This window comes from Pseudomonas sp. C9-3, assembly GCF_032392015.1.
In the GTDB taxonomy this organism is placed as follows: domain Bacteria; phylum Pseudomonadota; class Gammaproteobacteria; order Pseudomonadales; family Pseudomonadaceae; genus Pseudomonas; species Pseudomonas nitroreducens.
The window spans coordinates 5,221,883-5,240,183 of sequence record NZ_CP135919.1 but is presented as its reverse complement, the minus strand read 5'-3'; the positions used below and the strand labels follow the sequence as shown (position 1 = coordinate 5,240,183).

20 protein-coding genes are annotated in these 18,301 nt (G+C 67.5%); all 20 read right to left on the bottom strand.

Going from position 1 to position 18,301, the window contains the following annotated elements:
• Positions 1-28 precede the first annotated feature (28 nt).
• The 20 genes from RS899_RS24055 to RS899_RS23960 are packed head-to-tail and all read right to left on the bottom strand — an operon-like array spanning position 29 to position 18,039.
• Positions 29-1,255: a beta-ketoacyl-ACP synthase gene (locus tag RS899_RS24055; protein WP_315808243.1), complete on the bottom strand. Its 1,227-nt coding sequence runs from the start codon at positions 1,253-1,255 to the stop codon at positions 29-31.
• On the bottom strand, positions 1,255-1,983 hold the full coding sequence (gene fabG / locus RS899_RS24050; protein ID WP_315808242.1) for a 3-oxoacyl-ACP reductase FabG: 729 nt from the start codon (positions 1,981-1,983) through the stop codon (positions 1,255-1,257). The genes RS899_RS24055 and fabG overlap by 1 nt, the downstream gene beginning before the upstream one ends.
• Positions 1,976-2,476: a hotdog family protein gene (locus RS899_RS24045; RefSeq protein WP_315808241.1), complete on the bottom strand. Its 501-nt coding sequence runs from the start codon at positions 2,474-2,476 to the stop codon at positions 1,976-1,978. The genes fabG and RS899_RS24045 overlap by 8 nt, the downstream gene beginning before the upstream one ends.
• The gene (locus tag RS899_RS24040; protein WP_315808240.1) at positions 2,473-3,681 is read right to left on the bottom strand and encodes a beta-ketoacyl-[acyl-carrier-protein] synthase family protein; all 1,209 of its coding nucleotides are present in this window, start codon (positions 3,679-3,681) and stop codon (positions 2,473-2,475) included. The genes RS899_RS24045 and RS899_RS24040 overlap by 4 nt, the downstream gene beginning before the upstream one ends.
• Positions 3,678-4,169 carry a hypothetical protein gene (locus RS899_RS24035; protein WP_315808239.1) on the bottom strand — a complete coding sequence of 164 codons (492 nt, stop codon included), beginning with the start codon at positions 4,167-4,169 and terminating at the stop codon, positions 3,678-3,680. Before RS899_RS24035 ends, RS899_RS24040 begins: the two co-directional genes overlap by 4 nt.
• Positions 4,166-4,894, bottom strand: coding sequence for a class I SAM-dependent methyltransferase (locus RS899_RS24030; protein ID WP_054910020.1), 729 nt, complete (start codon positions 4,892-4,894; stop codon positions 4,166-4,168). Before RS899_RS24030 ends, RS899_RS24035 begins: the two co-directional genes overlap by 4 nt.
• A gap of 14 nt (positions 4,895-4,908) precedes the next feature.
• Positions 4,909-6,147 carry an NAD(P)/FAD-dependent oxidoreductase gene (locus RS899_RS24025; protein ID WP_315808238.1) on the bottom strand — a complete coding sequence of 413 codons (1,239 nt, stop codon included), beginning with the start codon at positions 6,145-6,147 and terminating at the stop codon, positions 4,909-4,911.
• On the bottom strand, positions 6,134-7,303 hold the full coding sequence (locus tag RS899_RS24020) for a sodium:proton antiporter (RefSeq protein ID WP_315808237.1): 1,170 nt from the start codon (positions 7,301-7,303) through the stop codon (positions 6,134-6,136). The genes RS899_RS24025 and RS899_RS24020 overlap by 14 nt, the downstream gene beginning before the upstream one ends.
• Positions 7,297-9,627 (bottom strand): hypothetical protein, encoded by a 2,331-nt coding sequence (locus RS899_RS24015; protein ID WP_315808236.1) that lies wholly within the window; start codon positions 9,625-9,627, stop codon positions 7,297-7,299. Before RS899_RS24015 ends, RS899_RS24020 begins: the two co-directional genes overlap by 7 nt.
• Positions 9,617-10,210 (bottom strand): outer membrane lipoprotein carrier protein LolA, encoded by a 594-nt coding sequence (locus RS899_RS24010; RefSeq protein WP_315808235.1) that lies wholly within the window; start codon positions 10,208-10,210, stop codon positions 9,617-9,619. The genes RS899_RS24015 and RS899_RS24010 overlap by 11 nt, the downstream gene beginning before the upstream one ends.
• On the bottom strand, positions 10,204-10,641 hold the full coding sequence (locus tag RS899_RS24005) for an acyl-CoA thioesterase (RefSeq protein ID WP_054910015.1): 438 nt from the start codon (positions 10,639-10,641) through the stop codon (positions 10,204-10,206). Before RS899_RS24005 ends, RS899_RS24010 begins: the two co-directional genes overlap by 7 nt.
• Positions 10,634-12,175: an aromatic amino acid ammonia-lyase gene (locus RS899_RS24000; RefSeq protein WP_315808234.1), complete on the bottom strand. Its 1,542-nt coding sequence runs from the start codon at positions 12,173-12,175 to the stop codon at positions 10,634-10,636. Before RS899_RS24000 ends, RS899_RS24005 begins: the two co-directional genes overlap by 8 nt.
• Complete coding sequence (locus RS899_RS23995; protein ID WP_315810472.1) at positions 12,159-13,037, bottom strand: glycosyl transferase; 879 nt, start codon at positions 13,035-13,037, stop codon at positions 12,159-12,161. The genes RS899_RS24000 and RS899_RS23995 overlap by 17 nt, the downstream gene beginning before the upstream one ends.
• 47 nt (positions 13,038-13,084) lie before the next feature.
• Positions 13,085-13,828, bottom strand: a complete 744-nt coding sequence (locus RS899_RS23990; protein WP_054910013.1) for a glycosyltransferase family 2 protein — start codon at positions 13,826-13,828, stop codon at positions 13,085-13,087.
• Complete coding sequence (locus RS899_RS23985; protein ID WP_315808233.1) at positions 13,825-15,501, bottom strand: AMP-binding protein; 1,677 nt, start codon at positions 15,499-15,501, stop codon at positions 13,825-13,827. Before RS899_RS23985 ends, RS899_RS23990 begins: the two co-directional genes overlap by 4 nt.
• The gene (locus RS899_RS23980) at positions 15,498-16,043 is read right to left on the bottom strand and encodes a hypothetical protein (RefSeq protein WP_054910011.1); all 546 of its coding nucleotides are present in this window, start codon (positions 16,041-16,043) and stop codon (positions 15,498-15,500) included. Before RS899_RS23980 ends, RS899_RS23985 begins: the two co-directional genes overlap by 4 nt.
• Complete coding sequence (locus RS899_RS23975) at positions 16,040-16,288, bottom strand: acyl carrier protein (protein ID WP_045216034.1); 249 nt, start codon at positions 16,286-16,288, stop codon at positions 16,040-16,042. The genes RS899_RS23980 and RS899_RS23975 overlap by 4 nt, the downstream gene beginning before the upstream one ends.
• 11 nt (positions 16,289-16,299) lie before the next feature.
• Complete coding sequence (locus tag RS899_RS23970) at positions 16,300-16,560, bottom strand: phosphopantetheine-binding protein (RefSeq protein ID WP_045216036.1); 261 nt, start codon at positions 16,558-16,560, stop codon at positions 16,300-16,302.
• Positions 16,535-17,347: a lysophospholipid acyltransferase family protein gene (locus RS899_RS23965; RefSeq protein WP_054910010.1), complete on the bottom strand. Its 813-nt coding sequence runs from the start codon at positions 17,345-17,347 to the stop codon at positions 16,535-16,537. The genes RS899_RS23970 and RS899_RS23965 overlap by 26 nt, the downstream gene beginning before the upstream one ends.
• On the bottom strand, positions 17,323-18,039 hold the full coding sequence (locus RS899_RS23960; RefSeq protein WP_315808232.1) for a beta-ketoacyl synthase chain length factor: 717 nt from the start codon (positions 18,037-18,039) through the stop codon (positions 17,323-17,325). The genes RS899_RS23965 and RS899_RS23960 overlap by 25 nt, the downstream gene beginning before the upstream one ends.
• Positions 18,040-18,301 lie beyond the last annotated feature (262 nt).

The following is an 18,301-nucleotide window of genomic DNA, read 5'->3' as shown; positions in this document are numbered from 1 at the left end:
TCGTTCTTGCGGTTACGGTGGAAATGGCTCAGCGCCAGCGGCGGAAGACCAGCGAGGTGTTGATGCCGCCGAAGGCAAAGTTGTTGTTCATCACGTACTCGTTGCTCATTGCGCGCGGCTCGCCCCGCAGGTAGTCGAGCTCGCCGCAGCGCGGGTCGATCTCGTCCAGGTTCAGGGTGTGCACGTAGCGATCGCTGTTCATCATCTCGATGCTGAACCACGACTCCAGCGCGCCGCACGCTCCCAGAGTGTGGCCCAGGAAACTCTTCTGCGAGCTGATCGGCATGCGCTTTCCGAAGAGTTCGCTGGTGGCCAGGGTCTCGGCGATGTCGCCCTGTTCGGTGGCGGTGCCGTGGCCGTTCACATAGCCGATGGCATCGGCGTGCAGGCCGGCGTCTTCCAGCGCGAGCTCCATCGCGCGGCGCATGGTCGACTGCTCCGGGCGGGTGGTGTGCTGGCCATCGGCGTTGCTGCCGAAGCCGACGATCTCGGCGTGGATATGCGCGCCGCGGGCCAGGGCGTGCTCCAGCTCCTCGAGTACCAGCATGCCGGCGCCTTCGCCGATCACCAGGCCGTCGCGGCCGCTGTCATAGGGGCGCGGGGTGCTGTGCGGGGCGTCGCTCTTCAGGCTGGTGGCGTAGAGTGCGTCGAACACCATGGCCTCGGTCGGGCAGAGTTCCTCGGCACCGCCGGCGAGCATCAGCGGCAGGCGGCCGAAGCGGATCGCCTCGTAGGCGTAGCCGATGCCCTGGCTGCCGCTGGTGCAGGCGCTGGAGGTCGGGATCACCCGGCCCTTGAGGCCGAAGAAGATGCTGATATTGGCTGCCGTAGTGTGCGGCATCATGCGCACATAGGAGTTGGCGTTGAGGCCGTCGGCCACCGAGTTGAGCAGCATGTTGCCGAACGCCTTGATCTCGTCGGTGCTGCCGGTGGACGAACCGCAGGCCACGCCCATGCGCCCATCGCGGATCGACTCGTCGCCCAGCAGCCCTGCATCGGCCAGCGCACGCTCGGCGGCGCCCACCGACAGGCGCGAGACCCGCCCCATGCTGCGCAGTTGCTTGCGCGTCCAGTGCTTGGGCACGGTGAAATCCAGCACCGGGCCGGCCAGGCGGGTATTGAGCTCGGTGAAGCGGTCCCAGTCGTCCATGCGGCGGATGCCGCTCTGGTTGGCGCTGAAGTTCGCCTCGATGCTCGCCCAGTCCGAACCCAGGGAGGTGATGCCGGACATGCCGGTGATGACCACGCGCTTCATCAGCACAGCCCTCCGTTGACCGCCAGCACCTGGCGGGTGATGTAGCCGGCCTCGGCCGACATCAGGAAATTCACCGCGCCGGCGACTTCTTCCGGGGTGCCCATGCGCTGGGCGGGGATCATCTTGAGGATTTCCTCCACCGGTACCTGCTCGTCGAGCATCGCGGTGTCGATCAGCCCCGGCGCAACGCAATTCACCGTGATCCTGCGTTTGCCCAGCTCGATGGCCAGCGCCTTGGCGGCGCCGATCACGCCGGCTTTGGAGGCGCTGTAGTTGACCTGGCCGCGGTTGCCGATCAGCCCGGAGACCGAGGTGATGCAGACGATGCGCCCCGGCTGGCGGCGACGGATCATCGGCATGATCACCGGGTGCAGGACGTTGTAGAAGCCGTCGAGGTTGGTGCGCAGCACCTGGTCCCAGTCTTCCCCGGTCAGTGCCGGGAAGGCGCCGTCGCGGGTCAGGCCGGCATTGCACACCACGCCGTAATACGCGCCGTGGGTTTCCACGTCGGCTTCGAGGATGGTGCGCGCGGCCTCGCGGTCGGCTACGTCGAACTGCAGCACGCGGGCGCTGCGGCCCAGCGCCTGGATTTCGGCCCGCACGGCGTCGGCTTCGGCGCGGCCGCTCCGGCAGTGCAGCACGATGTCGTGGCCGGCCTGGGCCAGACGCAGGGCAATGGCGCGGCCAATGCCGCGGCTGGAGCCAGTTACGAGGATGGAGTTAGTCATACGCTTGGCTCTTTCGGCTCTCGGCTCTCTGTTCTGGAGCCTCGGGAGAAGGTTCTTGTAGATAGCTCGCCACTTCCGGCGGGCGGAACACGGTCAGGCGCGCCAGCGCCTTGATGCCCGGCCCATCCAGATGGCATTCGAAGACACCCATGCCGTTGTCGTCCTGCAGGGTGCGGATGGCATGGATGGTGATTTCAGACCCGGCGGGGAAGCTCGCCACGTCGCACTGGTACTGGCGGGTGCCGAGCAGGAAGCCCAGCTCCACCGGCTCGCCGCGCACGCGCGCCTGGCAGCCGGCATAGGCGGCGATGCTCTGCGCCATCAGCTCCACGCCGACCCAGGCCGGCAGGCCGCCATCGGCCTCGTTGAACAGGCCGCCCGGGCGCACTGTCAGGCGCGTGCGGATGTCTTCCTCGCCGAAGTCGAGTACTTCGTCGATGAGGATCATGTCGCCCGCATGGGGCAGCAGGGAGGCGATCGGCCAGTCGATCATCGGGTCACTCCAGACTCATTGCTCATCTCGCCCAGGATCAGGCTGATGTTGTTGCCGCCGAAGGCGAACGAATTGCTCATCAGGTAGCGCGGACCGTTCAGCGGCAGGCTGGGGCCCTCGTCGCGGACCAGCGCCAGTGTCGGTAGCTGCGGATCGGCGACGCCATCCCAGCGCTGCGGCGGCAGGCGGCTTTCCGGGTTGTGCTCGCCCAGCAGCAGCCAGCAGAACGCTGCTTCCAGTGCTCCGGCGGCGCCGAGGGTATGCCCGGACAGCGGCTTGGTCGAGGAGCAGGGCACGCCCTGGGGAAACTCCGCCTGCACGGCGAGGCTTTCCATGGCGTCGTTGTGCGCGGTCGCGGTGCCGTGCAGGTTCAGGTAGGCGATCTGCTCGGCTGCCAGTTCCGCCTCGGTGAGTGCCTTGCGCATTGCCTCACGGGCGCCCCGGCCTTCGGGATCGGGGGCGGAAATATGGTGTGCGTCGGAGCTGGCGCCGGCGCCGAGCAGGGCAATGCGGGACGGCTCGCGAGTCATCAGGAACAGCGCGGCGCCTTCGCCGATGTTGATGCCCTTGCGGTTGGCCGAGAATGGATTGCAGCGTTCGTCTGAGACCGCTTCCAATGAGCCGAAGCCGTTGAGCGTCAGCTCGCACAGGCTGTCCACGCCGCCGCACAGCACCGCGTCGCACAGGCCCAGCTTGAGCAGTCGCCGGGCGCTCTGCAGGGCTCGGCCACTGGAGGTGCAGGCGGTCGAAATCACGTAGCTCGGCCCAGCCAGCCCATAGTGTTCGGCGAGGAATACGGCCGGGTCGGACAGCTCCTGGTGCGAATAGTGGAAGCCTTCCGGCAACTGCCCATGCAGGGTGTGATGGCGGATGCCCTGGGTGGTTTCCTGGATGCCCGAGGTGCTGGTGCCCAGCACTACCGCCACGCGTGCAGCGCCATGGCGCTGGATGGCGGCGCGGATGGCCGGGTCGATCTGCGTTGCTGCGGCGAGCAGCAGGCGGTTGTTGCGGGTGTCGTGGCGTTTGTCGGGAATGGCCGCCATGCGCGCCTTCACCGCGCCCACCGGCAGGCTTCTGCCCGGCACCCAGCCCGCCTGCACCTGCGTGCCGGCGGACTCCCCGGCCAGCAGCGCGGCGGCCACTTCGCGGCGGTCGTTGCCCAGGGTGCAGATCAGGCCCAGCTCGTTCAGGTAAGTGGCGGTCATGGCGCGGCGCTCTCGGTGTTCAGGGGCGTCACCTGGTAACGGGTGTCGGCGGCTTGCAGGGTGAAATCCTGTGCCGAACGGTAAGTGATCTTCCAGCGCTGTTGCAGATGGCGCGTGGCGCCGTCTGTCCGGTAGTCATTGGCCTGGTAGCGCGCGGCAAGCTGATCCTGCGGAGTCAGTGCGAACAGCATCACGGCGAACAACTCCCGTGCTTCGGGATTGGGCGGCAGCAGACCGTCGTTGCTCCATGCTCCGTCACGCAGCAATTGCCGCGACAGCGGGATGCCCAGCGGGTCGATCAGCGACCAGCGCAGGGCGCCACCTTCCTGCTGAATCACCAGCAGCCAGTCCTGGGAAGAGCCCACCTGCTCGCGCTGGATGTGCAGCTGCAACGGCGTCGCCAGCAGCGGCAACGCGGAGGGCAGCGGCGCGTGCTGGGCGCAACCGGCCAGCAGCAGGAACAGGGCAAGGCTCAGCCAGCGGATCATGCGGGGCGGTTCTCCAGCGGCTTGCGCACCACGGCGTTGACCAGGGTTTCCTCGCGCTGGCCGAACGGCCTGGCCTTGCGAATGCCCCAGCGCTCCAGCAGGCCGAAGTCCTTGGAGCGGCTCCACCACAGGTAAGGGTAGGAGACGTTCTTCTCGCTGAACTCGAAGCCTTGCTCGCGGAGCATCTGCAGGTACTGCGCGGCGCTCTTCTGCACGTGCATCGGGTGGCGGAAGAACCAGCGGATTACCCAGGTATCGATGTACGCCTCGGTGGACTCGGCGAACAGCAGCAGGCCACCCGGCTTGAGCACGCGCCAGAACTCGGCCAGGGCGCGCTCCTGCTCCACGAGGTGGTGGAAGGTCTGGTGGCAGAACAGGATGTCGACGCTGGCCGAGGGCAGCATCAGGTCGGCGCAGTCGGCGCAGTTCAGCTCCACCTCGACATTCTCCCGCGCGGCTTCCACCGCCGAGCAGTCGAGGCTGTGCGGGTCGGCGTCGAGGCCGATCATGCGGCCGGGTTTGAACGCCTCGCGCAGCAGGCGGAACGAACGGCCCTGGCCGCAGCCGGCGTCCAGCAGCACCGGGTTCTGCGGGATGTCCCAACTGACCAGGCGCTTGAGATCGTTGATCGCCACGCGCAGCACATGGTGCTGCCAGGTGTGGCTCTGCAGGAACCAGAAACCGAAACGGGTTTCTTCGACGTAGGTGGAAGCGGGGCGGGTCATGACAGTCCTTGTCCTTAGCTGGCGCAGATTTCGGAAAGTACCCGCAGGCGGCGCTGCGGTTCGGCGACGAAGGGGTTGCGCGTGTCCCAGGCGTAGCCGGCGAGGATGGAGCAGATCATCCGGCGAATTTCCGGGTCGGCCTTCTCGTAGAAGATCACGTCCTGGAAGCTGCCGTCGTACCAGCCCTCGACGTAGGCGCGGAAGGTGTCCACGCCGCGCTTGAGCGGCTGGGCGAAATCACCTTGCCAGTCCACTGCCTCGCCCTTGAGCTGACGGTCGAGCAGGTTGGCCGCCATGCTGGAGGAGCGCATGGCGATGGTGACGCCGGAGGAGAACACCGGGTCGAGGAATTCTGCCGCGTTGCCCAGCAGGGCGAAGCCCGGCCCGGCGAGGCGTTTCACGTTCGCCGAGTAGCCGCCAAGGGTGCGCGCCGGGGTGTCCCACACGGCGTTCTTCAGCAGCGGACGCAGGTTCGGTGCGGCATCGACGAAGCCTCTCAGGCAGGCGTCCAGGTCATCCAGCTTGCCTTCGAAGTGACGGTCCTCGGCGACCACGCCAATGGAGGTGCGGCCATCGCTGAAGGGGATGGTCCAGTACCAGATGCCGCGTTCTTCGGGATGGATGCTGATGAGGATCTTCTCGCGGTCGAAGTGCGGCGCCTCAATGCGGTCCTCGATATGCGTGAACACCGCGCGGCGCACCGGGAAGCCCGACGGCGCTTCGAGGTCGAGCAGGCGCGGCAGCACGCGGCCGTAGCCGCTGGCGTCGAGCACGAAGGCGCATTCCACTTCGTACTCGCTGCCGTCCAGGCGGCGTACGCGCAGGCGCGGGCAGGCGCCGTCGAAGTCAGCGGCGACGATCTCTTCCTCGTAGCGGATTTCCACGCCCTGCAGTTCGGCCTGGTCGGCCAGCAGCTGGTCGAAGCGCGCACGCTGGACCTGGAAGGTCGAACCCTTGCCGTCGGTGAATTTGTCGCGGAAATCGAAATCGGTGTAACGCTCGCCCCAGCCGAACGCCGCGCCGTGCTTGGTCTGGAAACCAGCGGCCAGCACGGCGTCGAGCATCCCGGCCTCTTCGACGAAGTCCAGGCAGTGCGACAGCAGGCTCTCGCCGATGGAGAAGCGCGGGAAGCGCTGGCGCTCGAGCACCAGCACGTCGTGGCCCTTGCGCTTGAGCAGCGCGGCGGCGATGGCGCCGGAAGGGCCCGCGCCGATGACGACGACGGTGCGTTGTTGCAGTTCAGGGGCGGGCATCAGAAGGGCTCCTTGCCGGGGCGTGATCCTTGGAAACGGGAGTGGCGTGCGGGCGACGCACGCCGCAGAGGGCGGGCAGCAGGGTGGCGAACAGGCTCATCAGTAGCAGGCTGAAATACAGCAGCGAGTCGATGTGGCCCTGCTGGAACAGCAGGTTGAGAAAGACGATCTCGGTCAGCCCGCGAATGTTCAACAGCAGGCTTTCCTTCCACAGCTGTCCGCCCGTGGCGCCGGGCAGCGCCCAGCGCAGGCCGAGCCAACTGCCGGCGAGCTTGCTGATCACCGGCAGCGCCAGCAGCGCACCGAGGTACAGCCAGGAATAGCCGGAGAGTGCGTGGTGGAAATCGATCTGCAGGATGCCGAAGGCCAGCACCAGCGGCACCAGCAGGTAGTTCTGCAAGGCCTGCGCCGCGCGTGGCGACACTGGCAGGCGGAATGGCTGGCGCACCGCTGCCTGGGCCATCAGCCAGGTGATGGCGAACACCAGGGTGTTCAAATGCCAGTGCTGGAAGGCGACCATCAGGCCGAAGAACGGCAGGCTGTAGGCCAGCGCGTGGCGCACTCGAATCAGGCGCAGCAATAAGGGCGCAACACCCGCCAGCAGCGGCCACAGCAGCTGGCCCGGATCGCTGCTGCCCTGTGCCAGGCCGAACAGGCTCCAGCACCACAGGTCCATCAGCACTGCCGCGTGCATCAGCCGGCGCGTGGCGTCCTCGGGGTAGTCGATATTGCGCAGGAACAGGTAGAGCACCGGGATCGCCGTGATCGAGAACAGCAGGCCGATGCCCAGCACGCTCATGCCCTCGTGCACGCCCAGCAACCACCAGGCGCTGGCCATGCCGCAGGCCAGCGGCACGGCGAAGCTGGGCAGGGCGATTTTCAGGCTCTGGCGGCTGACGTCGAGGTCGATCATGTCGCTGAGGATGTGTCCCAGCAGCAGCGCGAAGCCGATGTCGTAGAGCGGCCGCAGCCAGGGCGCAGTAACCAGCGTGCGCACCTCGAAGCCCTGGCTCTGAAGCACGATGAACAGCAGCGGCAGGAGCAGCCCGGCCACCAGCAGCTGACTGACGATGGGCAGCAGGCGCAGGTGGCGCCCGCCGATCACCGCGAGGGCGAACAGCGGCGGCATCGCCAACCAGAACAGGACCGTCAGCACGCCTGGACTCCTTCGCGGTCGCCTTCACCCGCCCAGGGGCAGAACAGGAAACAGAACGCCAGGCCGAGCCCAACGGCCAGGCCGAAGTTGCTGATCACCGGCGTGCTGGAGAGCGCCAGCAGGCCGAACGACAGCCAGGTGGTGATGGCGGCCAGCAGCACGCCGACCAGGCTTACCGCTGCGCCGCCTACGCGTTCGCGCATGAGGATCGTGTAGTCCACGCCAATGGCGGTCACCAGCAGCAGGCCGAACAGGCTGAACAGCGTCAGCGGCTGGCCCAGCCAACCCAGGCTGGCGAGGCTGCACAGCGCGGCCAGCAGCGGCAGCAGGACGATGCGCAGGGCGCCGCGCGGACCGAAGGGTTTGAGCAGCAGGGCGAAGATCAGCACGCAGGAGAGCAGCTTGAGTTCGGTGGCGCTGATCTGGGTGGCGGCGAACAGGCGGTTCAGCTCGCCGAGGCGATCCACCAGTTGCACACCTTCCAGGTCTTTCGCCTGCTCGGCCAGCACGCCGGCATCGGACAGTCCTTGCAGGCTCACCAGTCCGGCCACGCCGCCGTCCACCGTGCCCAGCCAGAGCGGCCGCCAGGGTTCACCCAATGGGCCTTCCAGGACCTGGTCGAGGGATTGCTCCGGGAGCTTTTCCAGCTGATCCAGCTCGGCTTGCAGCGCGGCTTGTGGAATGCCCAGGTCGAGCAGCGCCTGCCAGTGTTGCGGCAGCTGGCGCAGGGCTTCGCGAGCCTGCTGTTGCTGCTGTGCGGTGGCGAGCAGTTGGTTCAGCGCGAGATAGCCCTTGAGTTGCCCGGAAGCGACCAGCTTGTCCAGCCGCGTGGCCAGATCGGCCTGACGTTGCAGCAACCGGGTCTCGTCGGCGGCGCGCACCAGGAAGAACTGGCTGGTGGGCTGGTAGCCGGTGATGCGCGCGGTGGCCTGCGCTTCGGCGAGCAATTGCGGCTTGTTGCCGAGCCATTGGCGCAGGTCGTTCTTGACCTGCAATTGCCAGAGACCACCGGCGCAGAACAACGCCACCACGGCGAGCAGAGGCCAGCTTCGGGTGCGCTTGATCAGTGCTTCACGCAGGCGGATCAAACGTTCGCCGAATCCGAGCAGAAGCGGTTGCGGGGCGATGGCGTCGCCGCGCAGCAGGAGCGGCAGCAGGCCGATCACGCAGAGATAGGCGGCGAGCAGGCCGGCCACCGAGAAGGTCGCCACCTGGGTCAGTGCCGGGAACGGCGTGCAGGCCAGGGCGAGGTAGCCGATCAGGTTGGTCAGCAGGCTCAGCAGCAGCCCGCGATGGCTCAGGCGCAGCGCTTGCCACGGCTGCCACGGTTTCAGGCTCCAGGCCTTGGAGAGGTAGTGCAACGGATAGTCCGAGGCGACGCCGATCAGGCTCGCGCCCAGCACCAGGGTCAGCAGGTTGACCTTGCCGAACAGCGCGATGCACGCGGTGGCGCCGGCCAGCACGCCGACCAGGACCGGCAGGAAGGCCAGCAGTGCGCGAATGCGGCGGAAGGCGAGCAGCAGCAGGAGCAACGTGCCCAGCGCGGCGCCGCCGCCGACCCAGGTCATCTCGCGGCTGGCCTGGTGTTGGCCATCGGCGGCATAGAGCAGGCCGCTGGCAGCGACGAGTTGTCCGTTATCGGCGGCCAGTTGCAGGCGCGCCTCGGCGACCTGCGCGGCGACTTCCCGCGGCAGGTTCATGTCGAAGGCATCGGCGCGGGTGCGGGCGCGCAGCAGTACCCAGCTGCGGCCGTCGTCCTCGGCAATCAGTGCGCCGCTGCCGATGTCCAGCTGCACCTTGGAAGGCAGCGGCTGGTGGTGCTGGATGCGCAGGGCGAGGCCGAACCAGTCCTGATCGTTGGGCACCAGGCCGAAGCCGGAGAACGGATCGAAGAGTTGTTCCACGCGCTGCTGGATGAACGCGGCGGGCTCGCCTGCGAGTTGCTGGCGGTCGTCGTCGCTGAGCAGCGCCAGTCGGCCTGTGCGCAGCTGTTCGCGCAGTGCCGGCAGGTCAGCCTGCACGCCCCACTGCACATTTTCGTAGAGACCGCTGGCCTGCCAGCGCTCGGCCAGCTCGCGGGCGTGGGCGATGGCCGTGTCACGCTCGGGGTAGCCGACCAGTACGATCAGTTCGCGGTTGAGCGGTTCCTGCATGCGCTGCTCGGCTTGCTTCTGCAAGGCGTCACGGCTGCTGCCGGGCACCAGCTCCAGCAGATCGGTGCTCAGCGGCGGGCCATGGCGCCATTGCCAGGCCGCGAGGGCGAGCAGCGCCAGCAGCCCGGCGATCACCAGGCGCGGCAGCCACTGCGGCCGCTCAGCGGGCAAAGTCGCTGCGCTCCGCATCGGTCAGGCTGTCGCCGGGTTGACTGCTGGTCATGCGCAGCACGGTGCGGTCGCCCTGGGCTTCGTGCAGTTCGATGCGCTGCACCAGCTCACCACCGGCGATCTCGATGCTGTCGAAGATCTGCTTGAGCAGCACGGCGCGTGGCGTGAGGGTCAGTTTCCAGTCGTTCGACTCGCCACTCAGCGCGAGGTCGAAGTCCCGTTGCAGGCCGCTGCTGTCGCCTTCCAGCACGGCGAGGAACAGGCGGTTCTGCTGCGCGCTGGCACTGCGTTGCGGCAGTTGCTGCCAGCCGTTGGCGTCGCGCCGGGCGATGCCTTTGTCGTCAATACGGTAGTCCTGCTTGAGCGGCGTCTGCAGCAGCCAGAGCAGGCCGTGCTGCTTGGCGAGGACGAAATGGCCCTTGCTCACCAGCGGTTGTGGCAGGGAGCGCAGGTGCTTCTCCTGGACGAAGTCGCCACGCACCACGGCCGGCTTGCCCAACTGAGCGGCCAGTTGCGCCAGGTCGAAGGCGTGGGCCAGCGGAGCCAGCAGCAGGCCGCAGACCAGCAAGGCGCGCTTCAACATGCTTCGGCCTCCAGCGCGCGCTGTACGGCGGCGATGAACACCGGCGGGGAGGCCATCTGCATCTCGCGGCTGGCGATTTCCACCGCCACCTGGCTGCTGCTGGCGCGGGTCAGGCGCTCGCCGGTTTCGGCGTCGCTGATCAGGTAGTTGATCTTCAGGCGGTTCTCCCACTCCACCAGATCGGCGCGCACTTTGATGCGCTGGCCGAAACGGGCGCCGCGCACATAGCGCAGCTGCAGGTCGATCACCGGCCAGGCGTAGCCGGCTTCGCGCATCTGCGCGTAGTTGTGGTCGAGCTTGTCGAGCAGGGCGCAGCGGGCGACTTCCAGGTATTTGACGTAGTGGCCGTGCCAGACCACTTCCATCATGTCCACGTCGAAGAACGGCACGAGGATTTCCACCTCGGCCTGCAACACGCCGGCCTTACGCATAAAGCCCCCAGTGGCGCGCGCGGATGCGCTCCAGGCACAGGCGCAGCTCGCCTTCCAGGGCGCGATCCTCGATCAGCGGCGGGAAGTCCTGCGCCAGTTGTTCGTGCATGCCGCCCAGCGGTGCCGGCAGCGGGCGCGCGCCGGCCTCGTTGCAGCGCAGCCAGACGCCCTGTTGCGCGGCGAGCAGCGTCGCCGCGGCAACCTGTTCGCTCAGCTCCAGGCTGCGCAGGGCATCGCGCGCGGCGATGGTGCCCATGCTCACCTTGTCCTGGTTGTGGCACTCGGTGGAGCGCGAGAACACGCTGGCCGGCAGGGTGTTCTTCAGCGCCTCGGCGGTCCAGGCGCTGGCGCCGATCTGCACGGCCTTGAAGCCGTGGTTGATCATCGCGCGGTCGGCCGGCGCGCCCGAGAGGTTGCTCGGCAGGCCATGGTTGTAGCGGGTGTCCACCAGCAGCGCGAGCTGCCGGTCGAGCAGGTCGGCGACGTTGCCGACCAGGTTCTTCAGGCTGTCCATGGCGAAGGCGATATGGCCGCCGTAGAAGTGCCCGCCGTGGAGGACGCGTTCGTCCTCGGCGTCGATGATCGGGTTGTCGTTGGCGCTGTTCAGTTCGATCTCGATGAACTGCCGCAGCAGGCCCAGGCTGTCGGCCAGCACGCCCAGTACGTGGGGCGCGCAGCGCAGCGAGTAGCGGTCCTGCAGACGGTGCAGCGGCGCGGTTGGCGCGTCGATGGCGAGGTCCTGGCGAATCCACGCGGCGACCTGCATCTGCCCCGGGTGCGGCTTGGCGGCGAACAGGCGTTCGTCGAAGTGTTCCGGGTTGCCCTGCAGGGCGATCACGTTGAGCGCGGTGATGCGAGTGGCGAGCTTGAGCAGGTAGTCGGCGCGCACATAGGCGAGGCAGGCGAGACCGGACATCACCGCGGTGCCGTTCATCAGCGCCAGGGCTTCCTTCGGGCGCAGTACCAGCGGCTGCCAGCCCAGCTCGGCGTGGACTTCGGCGGCGCTGCGGCGCTCACCGCGCCAGAGCACGTCGCGCTCGCCGGCGAGCGTGGCGGCGACGTAGGACAGCGGTGTGAGGTCGCCGCTGGCACCCACCGAACCCTCTTCCGGGATCAGCGGCAGGATGTCGTGTTCGAGGAAGGCGTGCAGGCGCTCCAGCAGTTCCAGGCGCACGCCGGAAACCCCGTGGCTCAGCGAGCGCAGGCGTGCGGCCAGCACGGCGCGGGTGGCCTGCGGATCGAGCAGCTTGCCCAGGCCGCAACCGTGGAAGGTGAACAGGTGCTGCGGCAGCGCCTCGACATGCTCCAGCGGCACCGCGACCACGCAGGAATCGCCATAGCCGGTGGTCACGCCGTAGATCACACCTTCCTTGTCCAGCAGGGTGTCGAGGAACTGCGCGCCACGGGCGATGCGCGCGCGGAAGTCGGCGTCGTCGTCCAGGCGGCTTTCGACGCGGCGCTCGGCGAGGGCGACGATCTGTTCGATGCTCAGGTGGCCTTGGCCGAAAACCGGCGCTTCAGTGGCTGTCGTCATGGGCTTTCCAGAACGGGTAGAAGTTGAACCACTGCTGCGGCGCGCGCAGGCAGTAGTGTTCCAGGCGTTGGGCGTAGCGCTGGGTCCAGTGTTTCAGGACCTCGGCGCGGTCGCTGCGGCGCCACTGGATGCGTTCGGCGAAGGGCTCCAGGTACACGCGGTAGCGGCCTTCTTCCTTGAGGCAGAACATCAGGTTGGCCGGGCACTGCAGCAGCCCGGCGAGCAGCCAGGGGCCCTGCGGGAAGGCGGCCGGCGCGCCGAGGAAATCCACTTCGACATTGCGCCCGCCGTGCAGCGGAATGCGGTCCCCGGCGATCGCCAGCCATTCGCCGGCGTCCAGGCGTTGGGAGAGCTGCAGCATGATCGCCGGGTCCAGTTCGCTCACCTGGATCAGTCGCAGGTGGCTGGCGCCGGACTCGCCCAGCAGCTTGTTGAACTGCTCGGCGTGGCGGGTGTGCACCAGCACGTTCATGCGCACCTTTTCGCCCAGCTCGGCCAGTGCGCGGCAGACTTCGAGATTGCCCAGGTGCGCGCCCACCAGCAGTTGGCCACGGCCGCTGCGCAACTGCGCGCGCAGGTTGTGCGGGTCGTCCAGTTCGATGCTGGCGAGGTCCAGGCGGCCGGCCCAGACGTCGAGCTTGTCGAGGATCGCATCGGCGAAGGCCATGAACTGGCCGAACACCCGGCCAGTGCTCGGGCGCAGCGCAGCATCGCCGCTGTGCTCCGACAGGCGCTGTTGATACTCGCGCATGGCCCCGCGGGCACGGGCGCCGAAGAGGAAGAAGTACAGCACGATCAGGTGCAGCAGCGGCGACAGCAGGCGTCGGCCCAGCGTGCGCGCCGCCCAGGCGGTAAAGCGCATCAGCAACAGGCTGCCGCGCTCGCGCTGCTGCGCCCAGTGCTGCGCGCTCACACAGGGCTCCGCAGACGACGCCAGAGGATTGCCGGCGAGCGCCAGAGCATGCCGAAGAACAGCCGCGCATGCATGGAGGAGATCAGTGCGTTGTCGTGGAACAGGCGGAAGTGCGAGAGGCCGTCCAGCGGGTAGTGCACCCTGGTCGGCAACCATTGCATCGGCTGGTTGCGCCAGGCCAGGCGGACGAGGATCTCGGGGTCGAAATCCATGCGTTTGCCCAGCGTAGTGCTGTCGATCAGCTTGAGCGTGGGCGTGAGCGGGTAGACCCGGAAGCCGCACATGCCGTCGCGGATCGACAGCGACAGGCTGTTGATCCACACCCACACGTGGGTCAGGTAGCGTGCGTAGAGCCGCCCCTTGGGCACACTTGCGTCGTACTGCGGGTAGCCGCAGATCAGCGCGCCGGGGTGTTCGCGTGAGGCGTCGAGGAAGCGCTGCACGTCGCCCAGGTCGTGCTGGCCGTCGGCGTCGACCTGCAGTGCGTGGGTGAAGCCCAGGCGCGCGGCCTCGCGCAGGCCGGCCATCACCGCGCCGCCCTTGCCCTGGTTCACCAGCAGGCGCACCAGCCAGGTGTCATGAGCTTCGGCGAGTTGGTCCATGACTACTGCGCATTCGCGGCTGGAGGCGTCGTCCACCAGCACGCAGGGCAGGCCGGCGGCGAGCAGTTCGGCCACGACCTTGGGCAGCGCGTGCTCATGGTTGTAGACGGGGATCACCGCGCACGGACGCACACTCATGCGCCGGCCCCCAGCAGGATGCGCCCGGAGGAGCAGGCCGCGTCATCGCGGGTGAAGGCGAAGTACAGCTTGCCGCGCTCGGCGTCCCAGCGCAGGGACAGCTGACAGAGATCACCCGGCCGCAGCAGTTGCTGGAACTTCAGCACTTCCATGCCACCGAAGCGTGGCGGCAGGTCGAATACCTGGCGGCCCAGTTGCTGCGCCCACTGCACCTGGACCACGCCGGGCAGCACGGGGGCCTTGGGGAAGTGGCCGGGGAAGTAGGCGAGGTCCAGGGGGATTTCCAGCTGGAAGTGCTGCTCGCCGTCCACCGCATTGTGCGTCAGGACTTCGGGATCACGACTGCGCGGCGCGTGCAGCAGCTCGTCCACCAGGCCTTGCGGCAGCTTGCCCTGGGCATTGCCCGGCAGGCGCCGCAGCAGACGCCAGCGGCGCGGCAGGGCGAGCGCTTCGCAGTGATCGGCGAGGTGCTCGCGCAGGCCTTGGGTCAGCGCTCGGCGGCCGCCGTTACGCAGTTCATGCAGGCCGGCCTCACTGAGGGCGACCAGTGCGCCGAGGCTGGCGCGATTCTCCTGCACCACGCCCAGGCGGGCTTCGCTGACGAATGGATGTTTGGCCAGGGCGGCTTCCAGTTGTGGCAGGGAGATGCGTTTTTCTTCCAGCTTGACGATACGGTCCAGCCGGCCCAGCAGCTCGAAGCGGCCGTCGGGGCAAAGGCGTGCGGCATCGGCGGTCTGCTCGGTTTCGCCGGGCGGCAGGTAGGTCGATTCGATGCGCAGGGCGCCGTGCTCGTCCTGGCTCAGCGTTACGCCTTCGAACGGCTGCCACAGCTGGCCGCCCTGGCGCCAGGCGATGCCGCCGGTCTCGGAGCTGCCGTAGATTTCCGTTGGCGCCTGGCCGAGGCGTTCGTGCAGCCGTTCCCCGGCTTCGGCCGGCAGCGGGCCGCCGGAAGAGAACACCCGCACTACCGGGCGCAGCGCCGGCCAGTCGAGGTTGTCGCCCATGCGCTTGAGCAGCGCTGGGCTGCCCACCCAGGCGAAGCGGGGTTGTTCCAGGCTGTGGCGTTGCAGGTCTTCGGGGAAGGCGATCTGCCGTCGCAGGAAGGCGCGCCCGGCGGACAGCGGCCAGAGCACGCGGAACAGCAGGCCGTAGATGTGCTGCGCGGCGACGCTGCCGAGAATGTGGGCCGCGCCCAGCTCGGCGCCCCAGAGGTTTTCCAGCACCTGCACTTCGTTGCTCAGTTGGCGCAGGGATTTGCCGATCAGTTTGGGCTCGCCGGTAGATCCGGAAGTGCTCAGGACCAGGCGGCAGGTGTCGAGGTCAAGCTCGGCGGGTGCAAGCGAGGGGCCGTTCAGTTCGGCCAGCGTCAGGTCGCCGGGTTGGTCGCCGATCCAGGCATCGATTCGCGCCGCGAGGCGTTCACGGCTATGGGCGAGATTGTCTGCCGGCAGCACGGTTTCGGCGCCGGCCAGCCAGGCGGCATAGAGGGCGATGGCCAGTTCGGCGGCGTCTTCCAGGTGGATCGCCACGCGCTGCGTATCGCGTTGACGCAGGGCGCCCGCGGCAGCACAGACGCGCCGCACAAAATCATCGGCGGGCAGCGATGGCTCCAGCGCCAGGATGCGCCCGGCGGGCAGGTCCAGCAGTAGCCGGGCGAGAGAAATCGGTTTCATCCTTGACTCCTGACCCGCTGCCGCACCAGCCACTCGACGGCGAACAGCACGCCCATCAGCAGGTAGGAAATCAGGCCGTTGTACAGCGTCCACCAGGCCAGTGGCGCCCACAGCGTGAGGGCCGCGGCGATCAGGCCGTTGCCCAGGAAGAACAGCACCCAGACCTGCGTCACCTGGCGCGTGTAGCGCACCGCGTGGGGCGGCAGCTCAGGCTCGCGCAGGCGCGCGAGGCGTTCCACCAGCGGCGGGCCGAACTTCAGGCTGAGGGCGAACAGGCAGAGCAGGCCGGCGCTGATCAGCACCGGGTACCAGCGCAGCAGGTGCGGCTCGTTGACCAGCCACAGGGCGATGCAGAAGACCACGGCGGCCAGGGCCATCCAGCGCTGCCCGGGACGTTGCCCGCTGCCCAGGCTGCGGGCGAACCACAGGCCGCCCAGCAGCAGGGCGAAGAACTTCGGCGACAGGTGATCGATGCCGAAGTAGATCGCGAACGGGTAGAGCAGCCCGGCCAGCAACAGGCCGAGCCCGACCAGGCGTGTCATGGGTTGGCCAGGCGATAGACCGCTTCGACCACATCGCCCACGGTGCGCACCGATTTGAACTCTTCGGCGGCGATCTTCTTGCCGGTCTGGCGCTTGAGGTGATCGATCAGGTCGACGGCGTCGATGCTGTCGATCTCCAGGTCCTGGTACAGGTTGGCGTCGAGGCTGATCTGCTCCGGTTCCAGTTCGAACAGTTCGACCAGGGCGTCGCGCAGGGTGTTGTAGATGTCCTCACGGGTTTGCATGGTCGGCGTTCTCAGGCGGCTTTCTGGGCGGTCACGAAGGCGGCCAGGCTCGCCACGTTGGCGAAGTGCTGGCGGGTGTCCTTGGCATCGGCGTCGATCTTGATGCCGTAGCGTTTCTGGATGGCCAGGCCCAGTTCCAGGGCGTCCACCGAATCCAGGCCGAGGCCGTCGCCGAACAGCGCGTCTTCGGCGCCGATGTCATCAGGGCCGATATCCTCGAGCCCGAGGGCGTCGATGATCAGCTGTTTAATCTCCAGTTGCAGATCGCTCATCTCTTGCGAGCTCCTTGGTGAAATGCTGGTGCAGGAAGGCATTGAGCCGGCGTGAGGCAGCCGGGGCCGGGCCCTGGCTGGCAAAGACCCGCGGGTCCAGGTCGTCGCCGACGCGCAGCCGGAAGTGCACGCGGCGGGCGGGAATGCTGTACCAGGGCTCGGCCTTGGTCAGGGTGGTCGGGGTCACGGTGATGGTCACCGGGGTGATGACGCTCGCCCCGCGCAGGGCGATGGACGCCGCGCCGCGATGGAATTCGGGGGCCTTGCCCGGCGTGGTGCGGGTGCCTTCGGGAAAGACGATCAGGGTCTGGCCCTGCTGCAGCGCATCCACGGCTTCATCGAACATGTCCATGCTGCCGTTGTTGCTGATGTACTGCGCCGCCGTTACCGGTCCATGGGTGAAGGGGTTGTCGAACAGGCTTTGCTTCACCACGCAGTTGGCGTCGCGGATCAGCCCGATGAGGAACACCACGTCGATCAGCGAAGGATGGTTGGCGATCACCATCTGACCCGGCCGGCCCAGACGTTCGATACCTTCCACCTCATAGGTCAGCACGCCGCTGCGCTGCATGATCTGCACGAACAACCAGAACAGCCGGCTCACCGTATGGCGTGCGCGGGCGCGGCGGCGCTGTGCATCACCAGGCAGAAGCGCCAGCAGCGGAAACACCAGCACCCGCAGCAACAGGCCGCCGATGCCGAATATCGCAAAGCACATCCCGGTGGCGAACAGGCGCCACAGCCAAGCGTCGGCGCGCTTGCTCAGTGGTTGCGTTGCCAGGTCCATAGACGCTTCTTCCAGGAGTGGTGGATCAGGCCGGTGCGCTCGATCAGCGCGCGCACCAGGTTCAGGGCATTGGGGTGGGACGGTGGAGCAAGGGACGTGCCGTTTTCCGACAGCGTCAGCGACCAGTCCCTGCCGGCGCTCAGGCGCAGCGCCACGGCATAGGGAAAGGGCACATCGTCGATCCACGGCGAATAAAGCTCGGGCGGTAACTCCTCGCTGACGACCAGCATCACTTCCGGCGCCCCTTCGGCGAGAAATGCCGCGGCTTCCAGGAGGCCGTGCTCGAAGCCGTCACGTTCGCCGGCGATCGCTGTCATTTCGCTGGTGTCTTGCCGAAGGATGGACCACAGGCCGATGACCGCGTTGTGCACGGAAAGGCTGAACTGGGTCGGAGAAAGCGGCTGTTCGACGGCCAGTTCGCGCAGCAGTTCCAGGCTGCGGCCGGTTTCGCCGTGGCGGGAGACGAAGACAAGCGGCATCGGTGACCGCCCATCGGCCAGGGGCCAGGCGACACTGAACACCATGCGCGCCAGGGGGCTGAGGCGGCGGCGTTGCATGGCGGGGAGAAAGGCGACATCCGGCTGGGCAGCGGCGTCAGGAAGGCGTTCTTCCCGTACCCAGCTCTGCCAGTCGGCGATCGTGGACAGGCCGGGGGCCCAGGCGCTCCACTGGTCGATGTTGAATTGAATCACGCTGCGAGCTCTTGTTGGCCCTTGCGGGCGAATGGTCTTCCTTGATCCACCAAGAGCTGTGTCGGCACGGGCTATGGCGTAGTGCCGGCATTATCCGGGTCAAGGTAGGGCCAGGCAAACCTTTGCTTACAAAGATGTGCGGAAGACAGGGCATTTTACCCTTCGGTTTCCTGCTTTCTTCGCGATTCGTCGGAAGTGGTCCGACAGATGAAATACAGGGCCTACTCCGCTCGCCCTTGTCATGGGCTTTGCATAGAATCCC